This is a genomic window from Janthinobacterium amylolyticum, from assembly GCF_051380655.1.
Classification (GTDB): Bacteria; Pseudomonadota; Gammaproteobacteria; order Burkholderiales; family Burkholderiaceae_D; genus Janthinobacterium.
In genome coordinates this window covers 41,968-57,295 of record NZ_JBNYXL010000004.1, presented here as the reverse complement: position 1 = coordinate 57,295, position 15,328 = coordinate 41,968, and the positions used below count along the sequence as shown (strand labels likewise).

The window sequence follows — 15,328 nt, the reverse complement described above, 5'->3', positions numbered from 1 at the left end:
ACTTCTGCCGCTTTCCTTGATCTGACACCAATGGTTCGTGTTTTTCTTGACAGGTGGCACGCTCATGCAGTGTGCCAGTGCCTGTGCCGGCGCCTGTGGCCCTGTCTATGGTGATGCTGCTGGTGCTGGCGGCCGCAGGCGTCGCGTCCGGGGTGTGCCGTGTGCCGCCAGCGTGGGCACGCCCGCATGACGGGCTTTTTTACGGTATGCACGATGGAAGAGGAAGGTGCTGATCCTGTCATAGCCGCTTTTTACCGGGCGGCACTGGAACCTGGCCAGTGGCACGCTGCCCTGCGCGCGTTCGCGCGGCTGGCCGGCGGCGATGTGGCCTGCTGTTTCCTGAAGGCCGAGGCGGGCCTGGCGCCGTCGCGCGCCCACATTTGCGGCCTGGATGAGCAAGCCTGGGAAGACGGTTACCGCCGCTATTACCATGCCATCGATCCCGGCTACACGGTGCTGAAGCAAGGCATGCCGGGCCGCATGTACCTGATGCAGGACTACATCAGCGCGCGTGCCGTGGCGCGCAGCGAATATTTCCAGGATTTTTACTTGCGCGCCGGCGTCCGCTATTCCTGCAGCGGCACCATCCGCGACGGCGGCGGACTGACCATCCTCTCCGCGCACCGGGCGGCGGGTCAGGGCCGCTATGACGGGCGCACGCGGCTGCAGCTGCAGCGCGTGCTGGAGCACTTGCCGAATGTGTTTCGCCTGCGCGATACGGCGCAGCAGGCCCAGGTGCACGGCGCCCTGGCCTGGGCTGCCCTCGACGAGTTGCCGCGTGCCATCTTGCTGGTCGATGCCTGCCTGCAGCTGGTCTTCATGAACCAGGCCGCGCAGCGCCTGCTGTGCGGACCGCCGCTGGCGCCTTCCCTGGCGTCGGCCACGGCGGCAATCGTCCTGCGTGGCGGCAAGGTGGGCGTGCGTGCCACAGCCGTGCAGCAGCGCCTGGCCCAGCGCGTGCGCCAGGTGTGCGCCGGGTAGGCGTGCGGCAACCCCGCGCCCCTCTACCTGGCCGACGGCGCCGGCCGGCCCACCCTGGAAATCGGCATCCTGCCCTTGCCCATCCCGCTGGGGCACGGCATGCGCGGCGACGGCGCGTGCATGGCCATGCTGTCGCTGCGGCCCCTGTTCCGCACGGCGGCGCAGCCGTGGCCGCAGGGCGCGGAGCGGCCTTGCGGTCTGACGGCGGCGCAGTGGGCGCTGGCCCAGGCACTGGCCGACGGCATGGAGCCGGCTGATTATGCACGCCGGCGGGGCATACGCATCAGCACGGTGCGCAGCCAGATCCAGGCCATCCTGGCCAAGACGGGGACGCGCCGCAGCAGCGAAATCGCCAGCCTGTTCAGCGCCCTGGAGTGGCGCGCGGGCGCGCCGCCATAAAAAAACCGGGACATGTCCCGGTTTTCCTGAAGGTCTGGCGTGCTTACTTTTGATAAATCTTGTCGAACTCGCCGCCATCGTCAAAGTGTTTCTTTTGCGCCTGTTTCCAGCCGCCAAACACATCGTCGATGGTGAACAGCGAGATCGGCTTGAAGCTGGCCGCGTATTTCTTCGCCACCGCTGCCGAACGGGGGCGCAGATAATGCTTGGCGACCAGTTCCTGGCCCGGTTCCGAGTACAGGTATTGCAGGTAGGCCGTGGCTTGCTTGCGGATGCCACGGCGGTCGACCACCTTGTCGACGACGGCCACCGGCGACTCCGCCAGGATGGAGATGCTTGGGTACACCACTTCAAAGTTGTCGCCGAACTCGGCGCGCACCAGTTGCACCTCGTTTTCAAACGTCACCAGCACATCGCCGATTTCACGCTGCGTGAAGGTGGTGGTGGCGCCGCGGCCACCGCCGTCCAGCACGGGCACGTTCTTGAACAGCTTGGTCACCAGCTCGCGCGCCTGCGCTTCGCCGCCGCCTTTTTTCAGCGCATAGCCCCAGGCCGCCAGGTAGGTGTAGCGCCCATTGCCCGAGGTTTTCGGGTTCGGCACGATGACCTTGATGCCGGGCTTGGCCAGGTCGTCCCAATCCTTGATCTGTTTCGGGTTGCCTTTGCGCACCAGATATACCATGGTGGAATAGAACGGCGCCGCGTTGTTGGGGAATTTCTTGGCCCAGTCGGCCACCACGAGGCCACGGTCGACGAGGATGTCGATGTCGTTGGCCTGGTTCATGGTCACGACAGACGCTTCCAGGCCATCAGCCACGGAGCGCGCCTGCTTGCTGGAGCCGCCGTGCGATTGCTTGATGGTGATGGTTTCGCCCGTTTTGGCTTTCCAGTCTGCAATAAATGCGGGATTCACGTCCTTGAACAGTTCGCGCATCACGTCGTAGGACGCGTTCAGCAAGACCACCGGTTCGGCGGCGCCGGCTGTCATCGGCAGGCTCATGGCTGCGGCGGAAGCGGCCAGGGCGCTGGCCAGGAACCAGCGGCGCGAGCGTTGGCTGAGCGTCAGGACGGCGGTCGGTACGGCGTTGAATGGGGACATGTTGAACTCTTGTTGTGAGAATAGATAGACATAGTCTAAAATTCCGGCCGGAAAAGAAACGAATTTTTCGTAATATGCTTAGATCACATTCCCGTTTCTGCTAAAAAACAGATATGGATTGGTGAAATGATTCGTGGGAAAGCTGGGCGCCAGGGCTTAGGCTGCCAACTGGGCGCCATAGGTAAAAGCCGCTCTTGACGCGGCGGGAAAAAACCCGAATGCGCCGCTTGGTGTATAGTCGAATCGCGCGATACACGGTGAAACCGTCTGCATCGGCAACTGGAATATTTTGTGAGCGTACATGAGTCTTGAAATTCGTATTGCAACATCGACCGACGCTTTCGAGGCGTGCAGTGTGTTACGACGCTCGATCGTCGAATGCTGCAGCCTCGATCATCGTGACGATCCGGCCATCCTGGAAGCGTGGCTGGGCAATAAAACACCGCAGATGGTGGCGTGCTGGTTTGCGTCGCCCACCAATTTTTCACTCGTTGCAGTAGAGCAAGGCGCCGTCGTGGGCGTGGGCTTGCTGACACGTGCCGGCAAGCTGGCCCTGTGCTACCTGCTGCCCGAGGCGCAGGGACGGGGCGCGGGCAAGGCGCTGGTGGAAGGGCTGGAAGCGCAGGCGCGCGAGTGGGGCATCAAGGCCTTGCAGCTGCACAGCACGGCCAGCAGCCAGGCCTTTTTCGTCAAGCAGGGTTATGTCGAGGCAGGCAATGTGCGCTCGCCATATGGCGTGGAAACGATTTTTTGCTGGAAACAGATTGATCCTGCTGGCATCGCCAGCGGCGACCCCAAGCGCAAACGCTTTTGCAACTGCAATTCGGCCTGACGCTCTTCCGGTACCTCAGCCCGCCCATCCGGCGGCGGGCCCTTTCTTCCCCGTTGAATCATTGCTTCAGTAACTGATCTGGATATACACGCCTTGCGGCGCGGCATCGTGTGCTGGCAGCAAGGTGCCGCCGGCAAACAGTTTCAGTTCGCCGGGCGCGAATGCCAGCCACTCCTCGTTTTGCGTCAGCGGGTGCGTGGCGATGACGGCGATGCGGTCGTCGAGGTGATTGTGCTGGCGAAAGTCGATGCTGCGTTCGCAGTCGATCAGGTGCGCCACGGAAAACGGATACTCGCGGATCACATAGTGCAGGTGCGTGGAGCAGTGCGCGAACAGCACCTCGCCATCGGACAGGATGAAATTGAAGGTGCCGTGGGCAGCGATGTCGCGCGCCACCTCGGCGATGGCGGCGCGCAAGTCGGCGCGCGGCGGTTCGCCCCTGGGAAAGTGCGCGCGCAGGCTGGCCAGCAGGTGGCAAAACGCCTGCTCGCTGTCCGTGTCGCCGCTGGCGCGGTACTGCGCGTCGGGCGCCGCCGACCAGGTTTTCAGGTCGCCGTTGTGGGCGAATGACCAGGTCTTGCCCCACAGTTCGCGGGCGAACGGGTGGGTGTTTTCCGGCGCGATGCGGCCCTGCGTGGCCTTGCGGATGTGGGCGACGATGTTTTTCGCTTTCACCGCTTGCTGCTGCACCGTGGCGGCCAGCGGCGAATCGATGGCGGCCAGGTGGTCCGTCAGCAAGGTGCAGCCGCTGCTCGAATGATAGGCGATGCCCCAGCCGTCGCGGTGCTCGTCCGTGCGGCCGCCCCGCTCGGCAAAGCCGGCAAAGGAAAATCCCAGCGCGGCCGGCTTGCTGCTGTTCATTGCGAGTAACTGGCACATGGCGGCCCTTCCTGAGGATATCGGTACATGCTCACAGTAAAGGCTGGGGCAGGGGGCGGGAAGGAATGTTTCTGACTATCGATATGCGCGCGCCGTTGCCTGGCCATATTTGCTGCACGCATATCAAATGGCGAAACCATTCGTTCTCCTTTGTTCAGGCCTGCCTTAGTCTGCACACTTTGGCGCCCCCGTCCCCAGGAGGGAAGCGGGCGCAGCCCTACGAAGGAGCATGTATGCCATTTCCCGTCCTGCAAAATTACCTGGCCCGCCTGTCGCATCAAACCCAGGCTGGCACCAGCGTCTGGCTCGACGACGAGGGCAGGGCGCTGGGACGCTTTTTCAATTGCACCATGACCAGCGCCTTCCAGCCGCTGCGCGAACTGGAGAGCGGCAAGCTGCTGGCCTTCGAGGGACTGGCGCGCAGCGTGTCGAAGGCGGACGAGGGCCTGTCGCTGTGGCGCTTGCTTGACCATGCGGCCAGCGACGATGAATCCGTCGAGCTGGACCGGCTGTGCCGCATGCTGCACGCGATTAATTTCTTTCGGCAGCCGGAAGCGGAGCAGGCCGATCTGTACCTGAACGTGCACGACCGCCTGCTGAGCGCCGTCAGCAGCAATCACGGCCACGCCTTCCAGCGCATCCTCGACGCGCTGGGCTTGCCGATCGAGCGCATCGTGCTGCAATTGCCTGCCGTGACGGCCAACCAGGGCTGGCTGCTCAATTACGTGGCCGACAATTACCGCCGCAATGGTTTCCGCCTGGCCATCAACGTGGCCAGCGTGCAGGAAGCCACGGGCATGCTGGAGCGTTTGCATCCGCACGCCTTCAAGCTCGATGCGGGCAATCTCAGCGACGAGGCGGCCGCCGCCAGCTTTGTCAGTCTGTGCCATGCGGCGAAGATCCGCGTGGTCTTCAAGCGCCTCGACACGCCCGCCGCGCTGGCCGCCCTGCAGCGCATCGCCGCTGCCACGGGCTTGCCCATCGTCGCGCAAGGTTATCTGCTGGACAAGCCATTGACGGCGCTGGCGCAGGCAAAAGGGCGCATCGCTGCCGCCGAGGCCGCCGCCTGAGGCAAGGCTGGAAGCAAATGCGCTGAAAACAGGGGGACACGATAGGCATTCAGGGTTTTTCTTCGCTGCACAATAGGCTATAGTATTCGTATCGTTATATTGGAATGACTATGGCATCGCGCAGAAATTTTCTACACCACGGTATGGGCCTGGCCGCGCTGGGCCTGGTAGCCACCCCGCTCATTGGCTGCGCCTCGCGCACGGCCGCTCCTCCATCGGCCTCGGCCAGCGCCAAGCCGCGTCCGCCGCGCACGGCAGTGCCGCCCCAGCCGACCCAGCTGGCCAGTGTCGACCGCTCGATCACTTCGCAGTCGCGCCAGGTCATCACCGAGCTGGAACCGCCACCGGACATCTTCGACGCGCAGGCGCTGGACCTGGAATTCTGGCTCAAGCCCCGCACTCTGGAAGTGGTGCGTCCGGCCAGCAATGAAAAAGCCAAGCTGCTGTACTGGAAAGATGGCGAAGTCATCGATTCGGCCTACCAGGAGCTGTGCCACTTGCTGCGCGACGTGAATGGCAAGAAGACGGCCGCCATCGACCCGAAACTGCTGGAAACCCTGTGGGGTACGCAGGCGTTCGTGGCCCGCTACGGCATCGAGCAGCCGCTGGAGATTTTGTCCGGCTACCGCACGGCCGCCTCGAACAGCAAGCTGCGCGAAGCGGGCGTGCCTGCCGCGCGCCAGTCGCTGCACATCTCGGGCCGCGCCGCCGACATCCGCGTGGCCAACCTGAATGCGGAAGTGCTCGGTTCGCTCGTGCGCAGTTTCAAGCAGGGCGGCGTGGGTTTCTATTACCGCAACGGTCCACGTGGCGGCTGGATCCATGCCGATACGGGCCTGCAGCGTACCTGGAAAGGTTAAGCCCAAGGTTACAACGCCTGACCTGAGCTGCTGCGCGGCGCGCCCTGCGGCCTGCGATGCTCGCCGTACCTTCTTGTGGCTGCGCATCTCGGCCACAAATCACTGCCGCTTGCCACGCTGCTGTCAGACGTTTGGCTGGTTTGATCAGTCGTAGTGGTAAGGCGGCTCCGGCACGCTGTCGGCGTGGACCAGTGCCAGTTCGCGCATGCTGGCCGGGCGTTCCCACCAGATGCGCCAGCCGCGGCGCTGGCTTTCCCGCACCTCCGGGTGCGCCTGCAGGTAGCCGTCGATGAAACGGGTAAAGTCTGAAACGTAGCCGCTGCGGCGGACAGTGAATCGGTGGCGCATGTGCGTACTCCCGTGGTTTCCCGTTTGACCGCGCGCGCTCGCAGAAGTGCCGCACTTTCCACCGCACCTTCCATATTCCCATGAAACTCTCCAGCCATAACATCGAACTGTTCCTGGCCGTCGTCGATGGCGGTTCGTTTTCCAGCGCCGCGCGGGCCCTGGGGCGGGCGCCATCGGCCGTCAGCATGGCCATTGCCAACATCGAGGCGGAACTGGGCATCACCCTGTTCGACCGGGGCGCGCGCGAAGCCGTGCCCACGCCGGCCGCGACGGCCCTGATTCCCCATGCGCGCCTGATCGCCGAGCAATTGAAGCAGTTGCACCTGCATGCGCAGGAATTGTCGCAGGGACTGGAAAGCCGCATTTCGCTGGGCATCGCGGCCGAGCTCGACCATGCGCCTTTCCTGCGCGCCGTGCGCGCGCTGTCGCAGCGCCATCCGCTGCTCGACATCGAGGTGCTGACGGCGCCGCAGGATGACGTGCTCGACATGCTGCACCGGGGCCGCATCAGTGCCTGCATGGCCTTCGCCGGCGGGCGCATCAATCACGAGGAGCAGTTCCAGCTGGTGGGCAGCGATGCCCTGCTGGCGATTATTTCTACGCAGCATCCGCCGAGTGTGGCGGGCCGCGCCCTGTATATCGAGGAATTGGTGAATTTGCGCCAGATCATCGTTGCCAGCCGCGAGCTGGACCTGGCCGATGCGCGTCCCGTGGTGGGGCTGTCCTACTGGCGCACGGACAGCCTGCCGATGGCGCTGTCGATGGTCGAGGCGGGGCTGGGCTGGGGCAATTTCGCCGCCTCGGCCATCGCCCATTCGCTGGCGGCGGGACGGGTGCGCCGCGTCGCCTTTAAAAACACGGGCAATGGCCTGGTCGTGCCGATCCACCTGGTGTGGATGAAGGACCGGCCGCTGGGCATGGCGGCGCGGTCCTTTCTTCAGTTGCTGACGGAAGTCGACACGGCCGCGCCCTGAAGTTCTGCAGGCTCTTCCTTGGGCTGCTGCGCCGACAGGGGCACGCCGAACAGGCCGTCGAAGAAATAGTTAAAGATGAAGCTGTAGCAGGGGATGATCAGCATCAGGGCAAAGTCCAGCACGAAGGCTTGCCACAGGCTGATGTCGAGCCACCAGGCGATCAGCGGAATCAGGTAGATGACCAGGGTGATCTGGAAACCGATCGCGTGCAGGATGCGGCGCCAGACGGTGCGCGTGCGCGACACTTGCCGGATTTCCCAGTATTCGAAGGCCGTGTTGTACAGCAGGTTCCAGATCACGGCGATGGTGGTGATCATGATCGCCAGCGGCCCCGTGCTGGTCGGCGATTCGCCCGAGAGCAGGGTCAGCCAGGCCGTGGAAATGGCCATGCCGATGATTTCAAAGGCCGTGACGTAGACGATTTTGCGTTTGATGCCTTGCATGTAAAGCCTGTAAAGAAGAGATGGCGCATATTTTAAGTCAGGTATGTTGATGTTAAAAGTTAATAGCTGTCAGTTTTTCTGATGAATTGCTGCATGCCATACCATGCGCGCCGTGAACGGGGGATAATGACAACTGGCAGGCAACTGGTCCCGCCGTATCACCGCAGAAAAGGTCAACGAGCATGCAAGGCGCAGCAGACAGCAACATCCCCGACGTTCCCGACACCTCCGCCAGCGCGGAAGAACGTCCGCGTTTCCGTCCCCGTCCGTGGGAACACCTGGAAACGCCTTATGACGTGGAAGTGTGGATCGAGGAACATAACCGCAGCATGCAGGACAATATCCGCGCCACGGAAACGGGCGTGGGCATCTGCTTTACCCTGGCCGAAGGCGGCGACATCTATATGCAGACCAGCGCCGACGGCGCCGTCGTGCTCGACGTCACGCCGGACGCGGCCTGGGTATCTCCGCTGATCAGCGCCGCCACGGGCTGCGAGACGCCGGCCTCCTCGCTGTGGATATTGCCTGACGATAAGCTGATCCAGCTGATCGTGGGCTTGTCCAGCCTGGTGGCCAGCACCTTGCTGGTGGTGGGACACGATTTCGGCCTGCGCCGGCGCGGCATGGGCCGCTAGGCGGGCTGTTGCAGAAAGGCCGTGTGCCGCGCGCATGGCTCGACACTGCGCGTGCTAAGTGCTAGTCTCGGTCCTGCTGCCGCCTGAATGCCGGGGCGGCACTGCAAAGGATAGCCATGGACAAACCACCGCACGCGGTACCTGCTCCGGATTCCTCCCCGTACGATGGCGCCGGCCTGCCGCTGCCATCCACGCCCCTGCTCGACGATGGCGTATTCAGCCCCGGCCGCATCAAGCTGGAACGGGAACAGGCGTATTTCAATGACTTGTACCTGCTGGCGCCCGTCGCCTATTTCGTGCTGGGCCTCGATGGCGTGATCGTGCAGCTGAACCTGGTGGCGGCCGAGCTGTTCGGCCTGGCGCGGGGGCGTCCCGGCCATGTGCTGTTCCGTTCCTATGTGCACGAGGCGTTTCGCCACGACTACGACCAGTTTGTCCAGCGCGTGCTCAATAGCAGCGAGCCCGAGCGCATCCAGCTGCAGGTGCGGCCGCACCCCGGCACCCAGGAGGCGGGCTTGCCCGTCAGCCTGCTGGGCAGCGCCGACCCGAACGGCCAGGCGCTGCGCCTGGTGCTGGAGCAGGCCGAAGGCAAGCTGGCCGCGCTGGAACGCAGCGAGGAGCGCTTCCGGCGCATTGTCCACAGCGCGGAAGAGGGCATCTGGGAAATCGATGCGCAGGCGCTGACCAGCTTTGTCAACCCGAAGATGGCGCACATGCTGGGCTGCCAGATCGAGGACATGCTGGGCCAGCCGCTGGCCGCCTTCATGGATGACGAAGGCCGTGCCATTCTCGAGCGCAATATCGCGCGGCGCCAGGATGGCATCGCCGAACGCCACGAGTTCAAGTTCGTGCGCCGCGACGGCAGCGCCCTGTGGGCCACCTTGGCCACCAATCCCATTTTCGACGCGGGCGGCAGCTACCTGGGCGCGCTGGCGCTGGTCGGCGACATCACGGCGCAGCGCGAAGCGTCCGGACGCATCTGGCAGCAAGCCAATTTCGACCAGGTGACGGGCTTGCCGAACCGTCACATGTTTCTCGACCGGCTGCATAACGAGACGCGCCGCGCCAAGCGCGAAGGCACGTGCCTGGCCCTGCTGTTCATCGACCTCGACAACTTCAAGCAGGTAAATGACAGCCTGGGCCACGAGAAAGGCGATACCTTGCTGCGCCAGGCGGCGCGGCGCATCAGCGAGCGCGTGCGCGCCACGGACACCGTGGCGCGCCTGGGCGGCGATGAATTTACCGTCATCCTGGCCGGTGTGGGCCAGCTGGCGGGCATCGAGCGCGTGGTGCAGGACCTGGTCACGGCGCTGGCCATGCCCTTCGCGCTGGACGACGACAGTGCGCAAGTGTCGGCCAGCGTGGGCGTGGCGCTGTACCCGGCCGATGCCGAGGCGGCCGAGATCCTGCTGCGGCATGCCGACCAGGCCATGTACGCGGCCAAGAATGCGGGGCGCAACGGCTACCGCTATTTCACGCCGGCCCTGCAGCAGGCCGCAGAGCTACGCCGCAACACGGTGCGCGAGATGCGCCTGGCGCTGGCGCAGGAACAGTTCGAGGTGCATTACCAGCCCATCGTCAGCCTGCACGATGGCGCCATCGCGCGCGCCGAGGCGCTGCTGCGCTGGCGCCATCCGCTGCGCGGCCTGCTTGCGCCCGCCGAGTTCATCGCCTTCGCCGAAGCGAACGGGCTGATCACCGATATCGGCGACTGGGTCTTCCGCCAGGCCGTACGCCAGGCACAGCAGTGGCAAGCCGCGTATGGCAGCGGCTTCCAGATCAGCATCAACAAGTCGCCCGTTGAGTTTCGCGGCGACGCCGCCCTGTACCAGGGCTGGCCCGACCATTTGCGGCGCGAAGGCCTGCCGCCGGGCGCCATCGTCATCGAGACCACGGAAGGCGTGCTGCTGGACGAGGCGCGCCAGGTGGGCGAGCGCCTGCGCCAGTTCCGCGCCATGGGCCTGGCGCTGGCGCTCGACGATTTCGGCAGCGGCCAGACGTCGCTCGCTTGCCTGCAGAAATTCGATATCGATTTTCTCAAGATCGACCGCTCGCTGGTTGGCGCCCTGGGGCAGGGCGACGCGGGACTGGCCCTGTGCGAGGCCATCATCGCCCTGGCACAGCGCCTGGGCCTGAAAGTCGTTGCCGAAGGCGTGGAGACGGCCCAGCAGCGCGATTTGCTGCGCGCGGCCGGCTGCGACTATGCGCAGGGCTTCCTGTTTGCCGGCGCCTTGCCGGCGCCGCAGATGGAGCGGCTGCTGTCCGCTCAGCCGGCGGCCTGAACGGCCGCTGTTTTGCCATCCATCAGCGCTGCCACGGCGGCCAGGGTCTCGTCGGCGCTGACCTTGTCCAGGGTCAGCCCTGGCGCCAGGATCACGCGGTACTGGCGGCTGGCGGGATAAAACCAGTGGTAGTTGTCGGTGCGGATGTAATAGCCGACGATTTTCCGGTCATAGGCCGAGGCGATATGGATCACCGACGTGTCCGGCGACAGTACCAGTTCGCAGCGGCGTATCAGGGCGGCCAGCTGCAGGATGTGGCCGGTGGGTGGCGCCAGCATCACGTTGGCATGGCCCGCGCCATCGACGATCCCGGCGGCGCGTGCCTCGGTGCCGGGCGCGGCGATCACCAGCAGTGCGTGGCGCGGGTAGCGTGCGGCCAGCGCGGCGCAGCAGCGCTGGGCGTCGGCCACGCTGACCGTGCGTTGCGCATTGCTGCCCTGGAAATTCAGGCAAAACAGGCCTGCGTAGCTGCGCAGCAAGGTATCGCAGGCGTCGTCGATGGGGGCGGCGTGCGCCTCGACGCCGAACAGCTCGTAGCGCATGTCGATGTCGCGCAAGCCAAACGCCGCGAAGGCGGCGAAGTAGCTGTGCAGGATATGGCGGCTGCGGTCGCACGGCACCGTGTGGTCGAACATGCCCAGCTTCGCCGTCGAGGTGCCGTACTTGGGAATGGCAAAGCCCGTCAGGTAGCGCGCGCCCAGCCATTTGATGCGCAGCAACAAGGGGATCGAAAAGCGGTTGTAGGGATTGAAGATGACGTCGTAGCGGCGCCGGCGCAGGTCGGCGATGGTGGTGCGCAAGTCGCGCAGCAGCGGCTGCTTGTCCCAGATGAGGATGTCGCTGACGTGCGGATTGGCGGCGATCACGTCGCGGTTGGCGCTGCTGGCGGCCACGTCGATTTGCCAGTGCGGGTAGTTTTTCTTCAGCTCGCGCAGCAGCGCCGTGGTGACGATCATGTCGCCGATCTTGTCGTTGCGCAAAATCAATACCTTGCGCACACGGGCGATGTCGAGCGGCTGCTTGCCGGATTTGCCCAGCAGGGCATGGCTGATCAGCCTGGCGGCGGTCTTTATCAAGGGAACTCCGGGTGTGGATGGCGCGATGTGCCGGCGTGCCTGGCAATATGCAGGCGCGCCAGCAGCATCTTACGGATTTCCACCGCCCGCCGATAGGGGGCGCGCGCGTTTTTAGCGCAGGCCCAGCAGGGCGACCACGCGCTCGCGGCTGATGCCCACCAGCGCCGAGCTGATCGCCAGCAGCGACTCATAGCCGGGCTGGCTGGCTTTTTCCGTGAAGTTTTCCGCCAGGGTATCCATGCTGACGCTCACTTGCACCGGCTGGGCCTTGGCGACCCGGCCTGTCGCCTGCGCCAGCGCCAGGCTGACGGAGCTGCGTGCCTGCTGCAGGTGCGACAGCGCCTGCACCACTTGCTGCAAGGTGGCGCGCAGGGCTTCCACGTCGCTGGTATTCCATTCTTCCGGCGCGATGGCGGCCGGTTCCGCATCCGTGCGCACGCGGCTCATCTGGCCCGTCGGGTAGCGGATGCCGCTGCCGCGCACGGACAGGCTGTCGCGCACATTGGCCCACGACGCTTCCGGCGTGCTGAACACCAGCTCGCCATTTTCGCCCTGCTTGACGCGGATGCCCGATGGCATCAAGGCCTGGTCGAAGCGGGCGATGATCTGGTCATCGCTCAGGCCCGGCTCGATATTCACCGAACGCAAGGCCTGGTTCGCGCCGCCGACGGAAAAGGCCAGCACTTCCTGCGGGCCTTCCTGCAGGCTGGCCATGGTCAGGCCGCGGATGCTGAAATGCTGCTGCGCCGGTTCCGGGCTGGTATAGCTGAGCTGCGCGTCCAGCGTGCCGCCCGAGGCGCTGGCGCGCTGGCGCCAGGTATTGCTGAACTGGCGTACGCGCGCCTCGACTTGTCCTTCGCGGCCCTGGCGCGCGGCCAGCTTGGCCGCCAGCTCGCTTTTCAGCGCCTGCAGCTGGCTGCTGCTGCGTTCCAGGTAGTCCAGCGTTTGCTGGGCGTTGGAGATTTCTCCCTGCAACTGGTGATCCCAGTTGCTCAGGCCGCGCTGCAGGCTCGCCGTCGAACTCTTCGCCGCCGGCGCTTCGCTGCGCGCTCGGGCGCCGGCACTGCCGTTGATGGCGGCGGACGCGTCATCGACGACGCGGGCCGTGCCGGCGCTTTTGGCGGCAACGCCGGAAGAGGAGGAAGTCTGAGCGATTTGCATGATGGTCAGAGAAGGTCAAACAGGGAAATGGTGCCAACCTTGGCATACGCCTTGTAGGTTGCCTGCAAGGCGGTCTGGTAGCCGGTCAGTTCGATGGCCGCCGCGCCCATGTCGGTCTTTTTCAGGTCCAGCAGCGCCGAATCGTTCGACAGCGACACGTTGGCCAGGTTGCCCGACAGGGTGGACAGGATGTTCTGCGCGCCGCCAAAGATGGCGATCTTGCCCGACAACAAGTCCATGCCATCGTCCGTGCCATCGAGCGCGTCGCCGACGACGGTGCGCACGGCCGGGTCGTTCGGGCTGACGCCCGGCACGCTGAGGGTGGTGATGGCCTGGTCGATCTTGTTCAGCCACACTTCCAGATTTTTCACGTCGACGTTGGCCGCCTGGGTCACGCCATTGCCCACCACCACCGTCTGGGTGTCGGTGTTGCCGATATAGGTGTAGCGCGAACCGGACGCCGCCGCCGGATCGTACTTGATGGCCGGCTGGTCGGTGGCGGTGCCGGAAAACATGTAGCGGCCTTCCTGGTCCTTCAGGTTGGCCGTGTACAGCACGCTGTCGCGCATGGCGGTCAGCGATTGCGTCATGGCATTCAGGTCGTCCGGCGCATTGCCGCCATCGGCCGCCCACACGAGCAGGTCGCGCGCCTGGCCCATGTCGGTGACCATGCTCGACAGGTAATTTTCATTTTTCAGCAGGCGCACCTTCACGGTGGCGATATTGTCCTGGTACTGGGTGACCATGGCCTGTTCGCGCGTCAGGCGCGAAATGCGCACGTTGCCGATCGGATCATCCGATGGCAACTGGATGCGCAGGCCGGAGGCCATTTGCTGGGTCAGGTAATTGATGCGTTCCTGGTTTTGCTGAAGCGAAATATTGATCAGCGATTGGTACTGGCTACTGGCGACACGCATGATCTTCTCCTTAACCCATCATTTGCAAAGTGGCATCAAACAAGGCATTTGCCACGGAAATGACCTTCATGTTGGCTTGATACATATTCTGGAATTCCACCAGGTTCATCGCTTCTTCGTCCTTGTTCACGCCGCTGGTCGATTTCCAGTCGTCCACGGCTTGCGCGCGCACCGTATTGGCCGTCTTCAGCAGGGCCTGGTTCTGCTGGCTGTAGATGCCCAGCTTGCCGACCAGCTGCGTATCCGCGTCGCTCATCAGTACCGAACCCACCCAGCTGACGGTGATCGGCTGATTCTTGATGTCGATCAATTTCTGCAAGTTGCCGCTGTCGCCGGCGGCGCCTGTCAGCGACAGGGCCAGGTCGGTGGCATTGAAGCCGGCGATGATGTTCAGTTTGTCGTTCGCATACACCAGCAGGGGGCCGCCAGTCGCGCCGGCCATGGTTTTCCCCTGTGCCAGCTGCGCGTTGACCTTGGTGGCCAGGCTGCTGGCCATGTCGCGCAGCGACTGCTGCAGCGGTTTCAGGGTATTGCGCTCGAATTCACCGAGGCCGCCCATCTGGCCGCCGATGGCGACGGTATCGAGCGTGTATTGCGACTTGGCGAAATCCAGGCTCAGGGTTTGTTCGCCCGTTGCCGTCATGTTGCTGCTCAGGGTACCGGCCAGGCCGCCGATGACCAGCGGCTGGCCCGATTTCAGCGACACATTGCGCGAACCGTCGGGCTGGTCGAGCACATCGATGCCCATCTGCGAGGCCAGGCCATCGATCAGCTGGTCGCGCGCATCCATCAGCGACGACACGTTCGTGCCCGATGCCGAGGAAGTACTGATGCGCTGGTTCAGCGCGGCGATATTTTGCAGCGTGGTATTGGCTTGCGGCACGATGGCGGCGCGTTGCTGCTGCACCGACAGCAGCTGGTTGCTCATCACCGTGCTGATGCTGTTGAAGCGCTGCGACATGGCGTCGGCCGCCGTGATGATCTGCTGGCGCAGCGGGGTCGACGTCGGGTCGACGGCGGCCGCGTTGAGGGCGGCGAAGAAGCCGTCGATGCCGTTGCTGATGCTCGACGCATCGTCGCCCATCACGCGTTCGAGCTGGGTCAGGTAAGGCTGGGTCTGCGAACGGGCGCCCTGGTCGGACGCGGCGCGCCACATTTGCTGGCTTTTATACGCATCGGCAAAGCGCAGCAGGGCCGACACTTCCACGCCGTTGCCGGCCGAACGTACGCCTGCGCTGGCGCCAAGCGAAGACAGCAGCACGCCCTGGCGGGTGTAGCCTGCCGTTTGCAGGTTGGCGATGTTCTGGCTGGCGGCATTGAGCGCGGCCTGGGCGGCGATGCTGCCTGACAATGCATTGCTGATGATGCTCAT

The 15,328-nt window shown here is 64.4% G+C and carries 16 protein-coding genes; 8 read left to right on the top strand and 8 right to left on the bottom strand.

The genetic code is table 11. The features are described from left to right. The first annotated feature begins 186 nt into the window (after positions 1 to 186). A complete protein-coding gene (locus ACQ4WR_RS09550; RefSeq protein WP_436486856.1) occupies positions 187 to 981 on the top strand; it encodes a hypothetical protein in 795 nt (264 codons plus the stop codon). Between the two features lie 75 nt (positions 982 to 1,056). Continuing rightward, a complete protein-coding gene (locus tag ACQ4WR_RS09545) occupies positions 1,057 to 1,380 on the top strand; it encodes a hypothetical protein (RefSeq protein ID WP_436486854.1) in 324 nt (107 codons plus the stop codon). A 43-nt stretch (positions 1,381 to 1,423) separates the two neighbouring features. Here ACQ4WR_RS09545 and ACQ4WR_RS09540 read toward each other — a convergent pair whose 3' ends face one another. Then, positions 1,424 to 2,380, bottom strand: coding sequence for a sulfate ABC transporter substrate-binding protein (locus ACQ4WR_RS09540; RefSeq protein WP_436487315.1), 957 nt, complete (start codon positions 2,378 to 2,380; stop codon positions 1,424 to 1,426). A gap of 400 nt (positions 2,381 to 2,780) precedes the next feature. Here ACQ4WR_RS09540 and ACQ4WR_RS09535 point away from each other — a divergent pair, with 400 nt between their 5' ends. Further along, positions 2,781 to 3,311, top strand: a complete 531-nt coding sequence (locus ACQ4WR_RS09535; protein ID WP_102296919.1) for a GNAT family N-acetyltransferase — start codon at positions 2,781 to 2,783, stop codon at positions 3,309 to 3,311. Between the two features lie 66 nt (positions 3,312 to 3,377). Here ACQ4WR_RS09535 and ACQ4WR_RS09530 read toward each other — a convergent pair whose 3' ends face one another. Continuing rightward, a complete protein-coding gene (locus ACQ4WR_RS09530) occupies positions 3,378 to 4,190 on the bottom strand; it encodes a class II glutamine amidotransferase (RefSeq protein WP_436486852.1) in 813 nt (270 codons plus the stop codon). 233 nt (positions 4,191 to 4,423) lie between these two features. Here ACQ4WR_RS09530 and ACQ4WR_RS09525 point away from each other — a divergent pair, with 233 nt between their 5' ends. Both ACQ4WR_RS09525 and ACQ4WR_RS09520 read left to right on the top strand, forming a co-directional pair. Further along, positions 4,424 to 5,260: an EAL domain-containing protein gene (locus tag ACQ4WR_RS09525; protein ID WP_102296924.1), complete on the top strand. Its 837-nt coding sequence runs from the start codon at positions 4,424 to 4,426 to the stop codon at positions 5,258 to 5,260. A 110-nt stretch (positions 5,261 to 5,370) separates the two neighbouring features. Then, on the top strand, positions 5,371 to 6,120 hold the full coding sequence (locus ACQ4WR_RS09520) for a YcbK family protein (protein ID WP_436486850.1): 750 nt from the start codon (positions 5,371 to 5,373) through the stop codon (positions 6,118 to 6,120). 144 nt (positions 6,121 to 6,264) lie between these two features. Here the strand turns inward: ACQ4WR_RS09520 and ACQ4WR_RS09515 are convergent, their stop codons facing one another. Further along, positions 6,265 to 6,468, bottom strand: coding sequence for a DUF3460 family protein (locus ACQ4WR_RS09515; protein WP_436486848.1), 204 nt, complete (start codon positions 6,466 to 6,468; stop codon positions 6,265 to 6,267). Between the two features lie 80 nt (positions 6,469 to 6,548). Here ACQ4WR_RS09515 and ACQ4WR_RS09510 point away from each other — a divergent pair, with 80 nt between their 5' ends. Beyond that, positions 6,549 to 7,442 carry a LysR family transcriptional regulator gene (locus tag ACQ4WR_RS09510; protein ID WP_102296931.1) on the top strand — a complete coding sequence of 298 codons (894 nt, stop codon included), beginning with the start codon at positions 6,549 to 6,551 and terminating at the stop codon, positions 7,440 to 7,442. On the opposite strand, the gene ACQ4WR_RS09505 is transcribed toward ACQ4WR_RS09510, so the two are convergent. Then, positions 7,406 to 7,885 carry a PACE efflux transporter gene (locus ACQ4WR_RS09505; RefSeq protein ID WP_436486846.1) on the bottom strand — a complete coding sequence of 160 codons (480 nt, stop codon included), beginning with the start codon at positions 7,883 to 7,885 and terminating at the stop codon, positions 7,406 to 7,408. The two genes, ACQ4WR_RS09510 and ACQ4WR_RS09505, sit on opposite strands and share 37 nt — an antisense overlap. A gap of 182 nt (positions 7,886 to 8,067) precedes the next feature. Between ACQ4WR_RS09505 and ACQ4WR_RS09500 the strand changes: the two genes are divergently transcribed. Then, positions 8,068 to 8,520 carry a hypothetical protein gene (locus tag ACQ4WR_RS09500; RefSeq protein ID WP_102296936.1) on the top strand — a complete coding sequence of 151 codons (453 nt, stop codon included), beginning with the start codon at positions 8,068 to 8,070 and terminating at the stop codon, positions 8,518 to 8,520. A gap of 116 nt (positions 8,521 to 8,636) precedes the next feature. Then, on the top strand, positions 8,637 to 10,802 hold the full coding sequence (locus ACQ4WR_RS09495) for a putative bifunctional diguanylate cyclase/phosphodiesterase (protein WP_436486844.1): 2,166 nt from the start codon (positions 8,637 to 8,639) through the stop codon (positions 10,800 to 10,802). Here the strand turns inward: ACQ4WR_RS09495 and ACQ4WR_RS09490 are convergent. The 4 genes from ACQ4WR_RS09490 to flgK all read right to left on the bottom strand — a co-directional run bounded on the left by ACQ4WR_RS09490 (position 10,787) and on the right by flgK (position 15,328). Further along, positions 10,787 to 11,878 carry a glycosyltransferase family 9 protein gene (locus ACQ4WR_RS09490; protein ID WP_436486842.1) on the bottom strand — a complete coding sequence of 364 codons (1,092 nt, stop codon included), beginning with the start codon at positions 11,876 to 11,878 and terminating at the stop codon, positions 10,787 to 10,789. The two genes, ACQ4WR_RS09495 and ACQ4WR_RS09490, sit on opposite strands and share 16 nt — an antisense overlap. 111 nt (positions 11,879 to 11,989) lie before the next feature. Then, on the bottom strand, positions 11,990 to 13,039 hold the full coding sequence (locus tag ACQ4WR_RS09485; protein WP_102296941.1) for a hypothetical protein: 1,050 nt from the start codon (positions 13,037 to 13,039) through the stop codon (positions 11,990 to 11,992). Between the two features lie 5 nt (positions 13,040 to 13,044). Continuing rightward, a complete protein-coding gene (gene flgL / locus ACQ4WR_RS09480; RefSeq protein WP_102296943.1) occupies positions 13,045 to 13,956 on the bottom strand; it encodes a flagellar hook-associated protein FlgL in 912 nt (303 codons plus the stop codon). 10 nt (positions 13,957 to 13,966) lie between these two features. After that, entirely contained in the window at positions 13,967 to 15,328 is a 1,362-nt protein-coding gene (gene flgK / locus ACQ4WR_RS09475) for a flagellar hook-associated protein FlgK (protein ID WP_436486840.1), read from the bottom strand.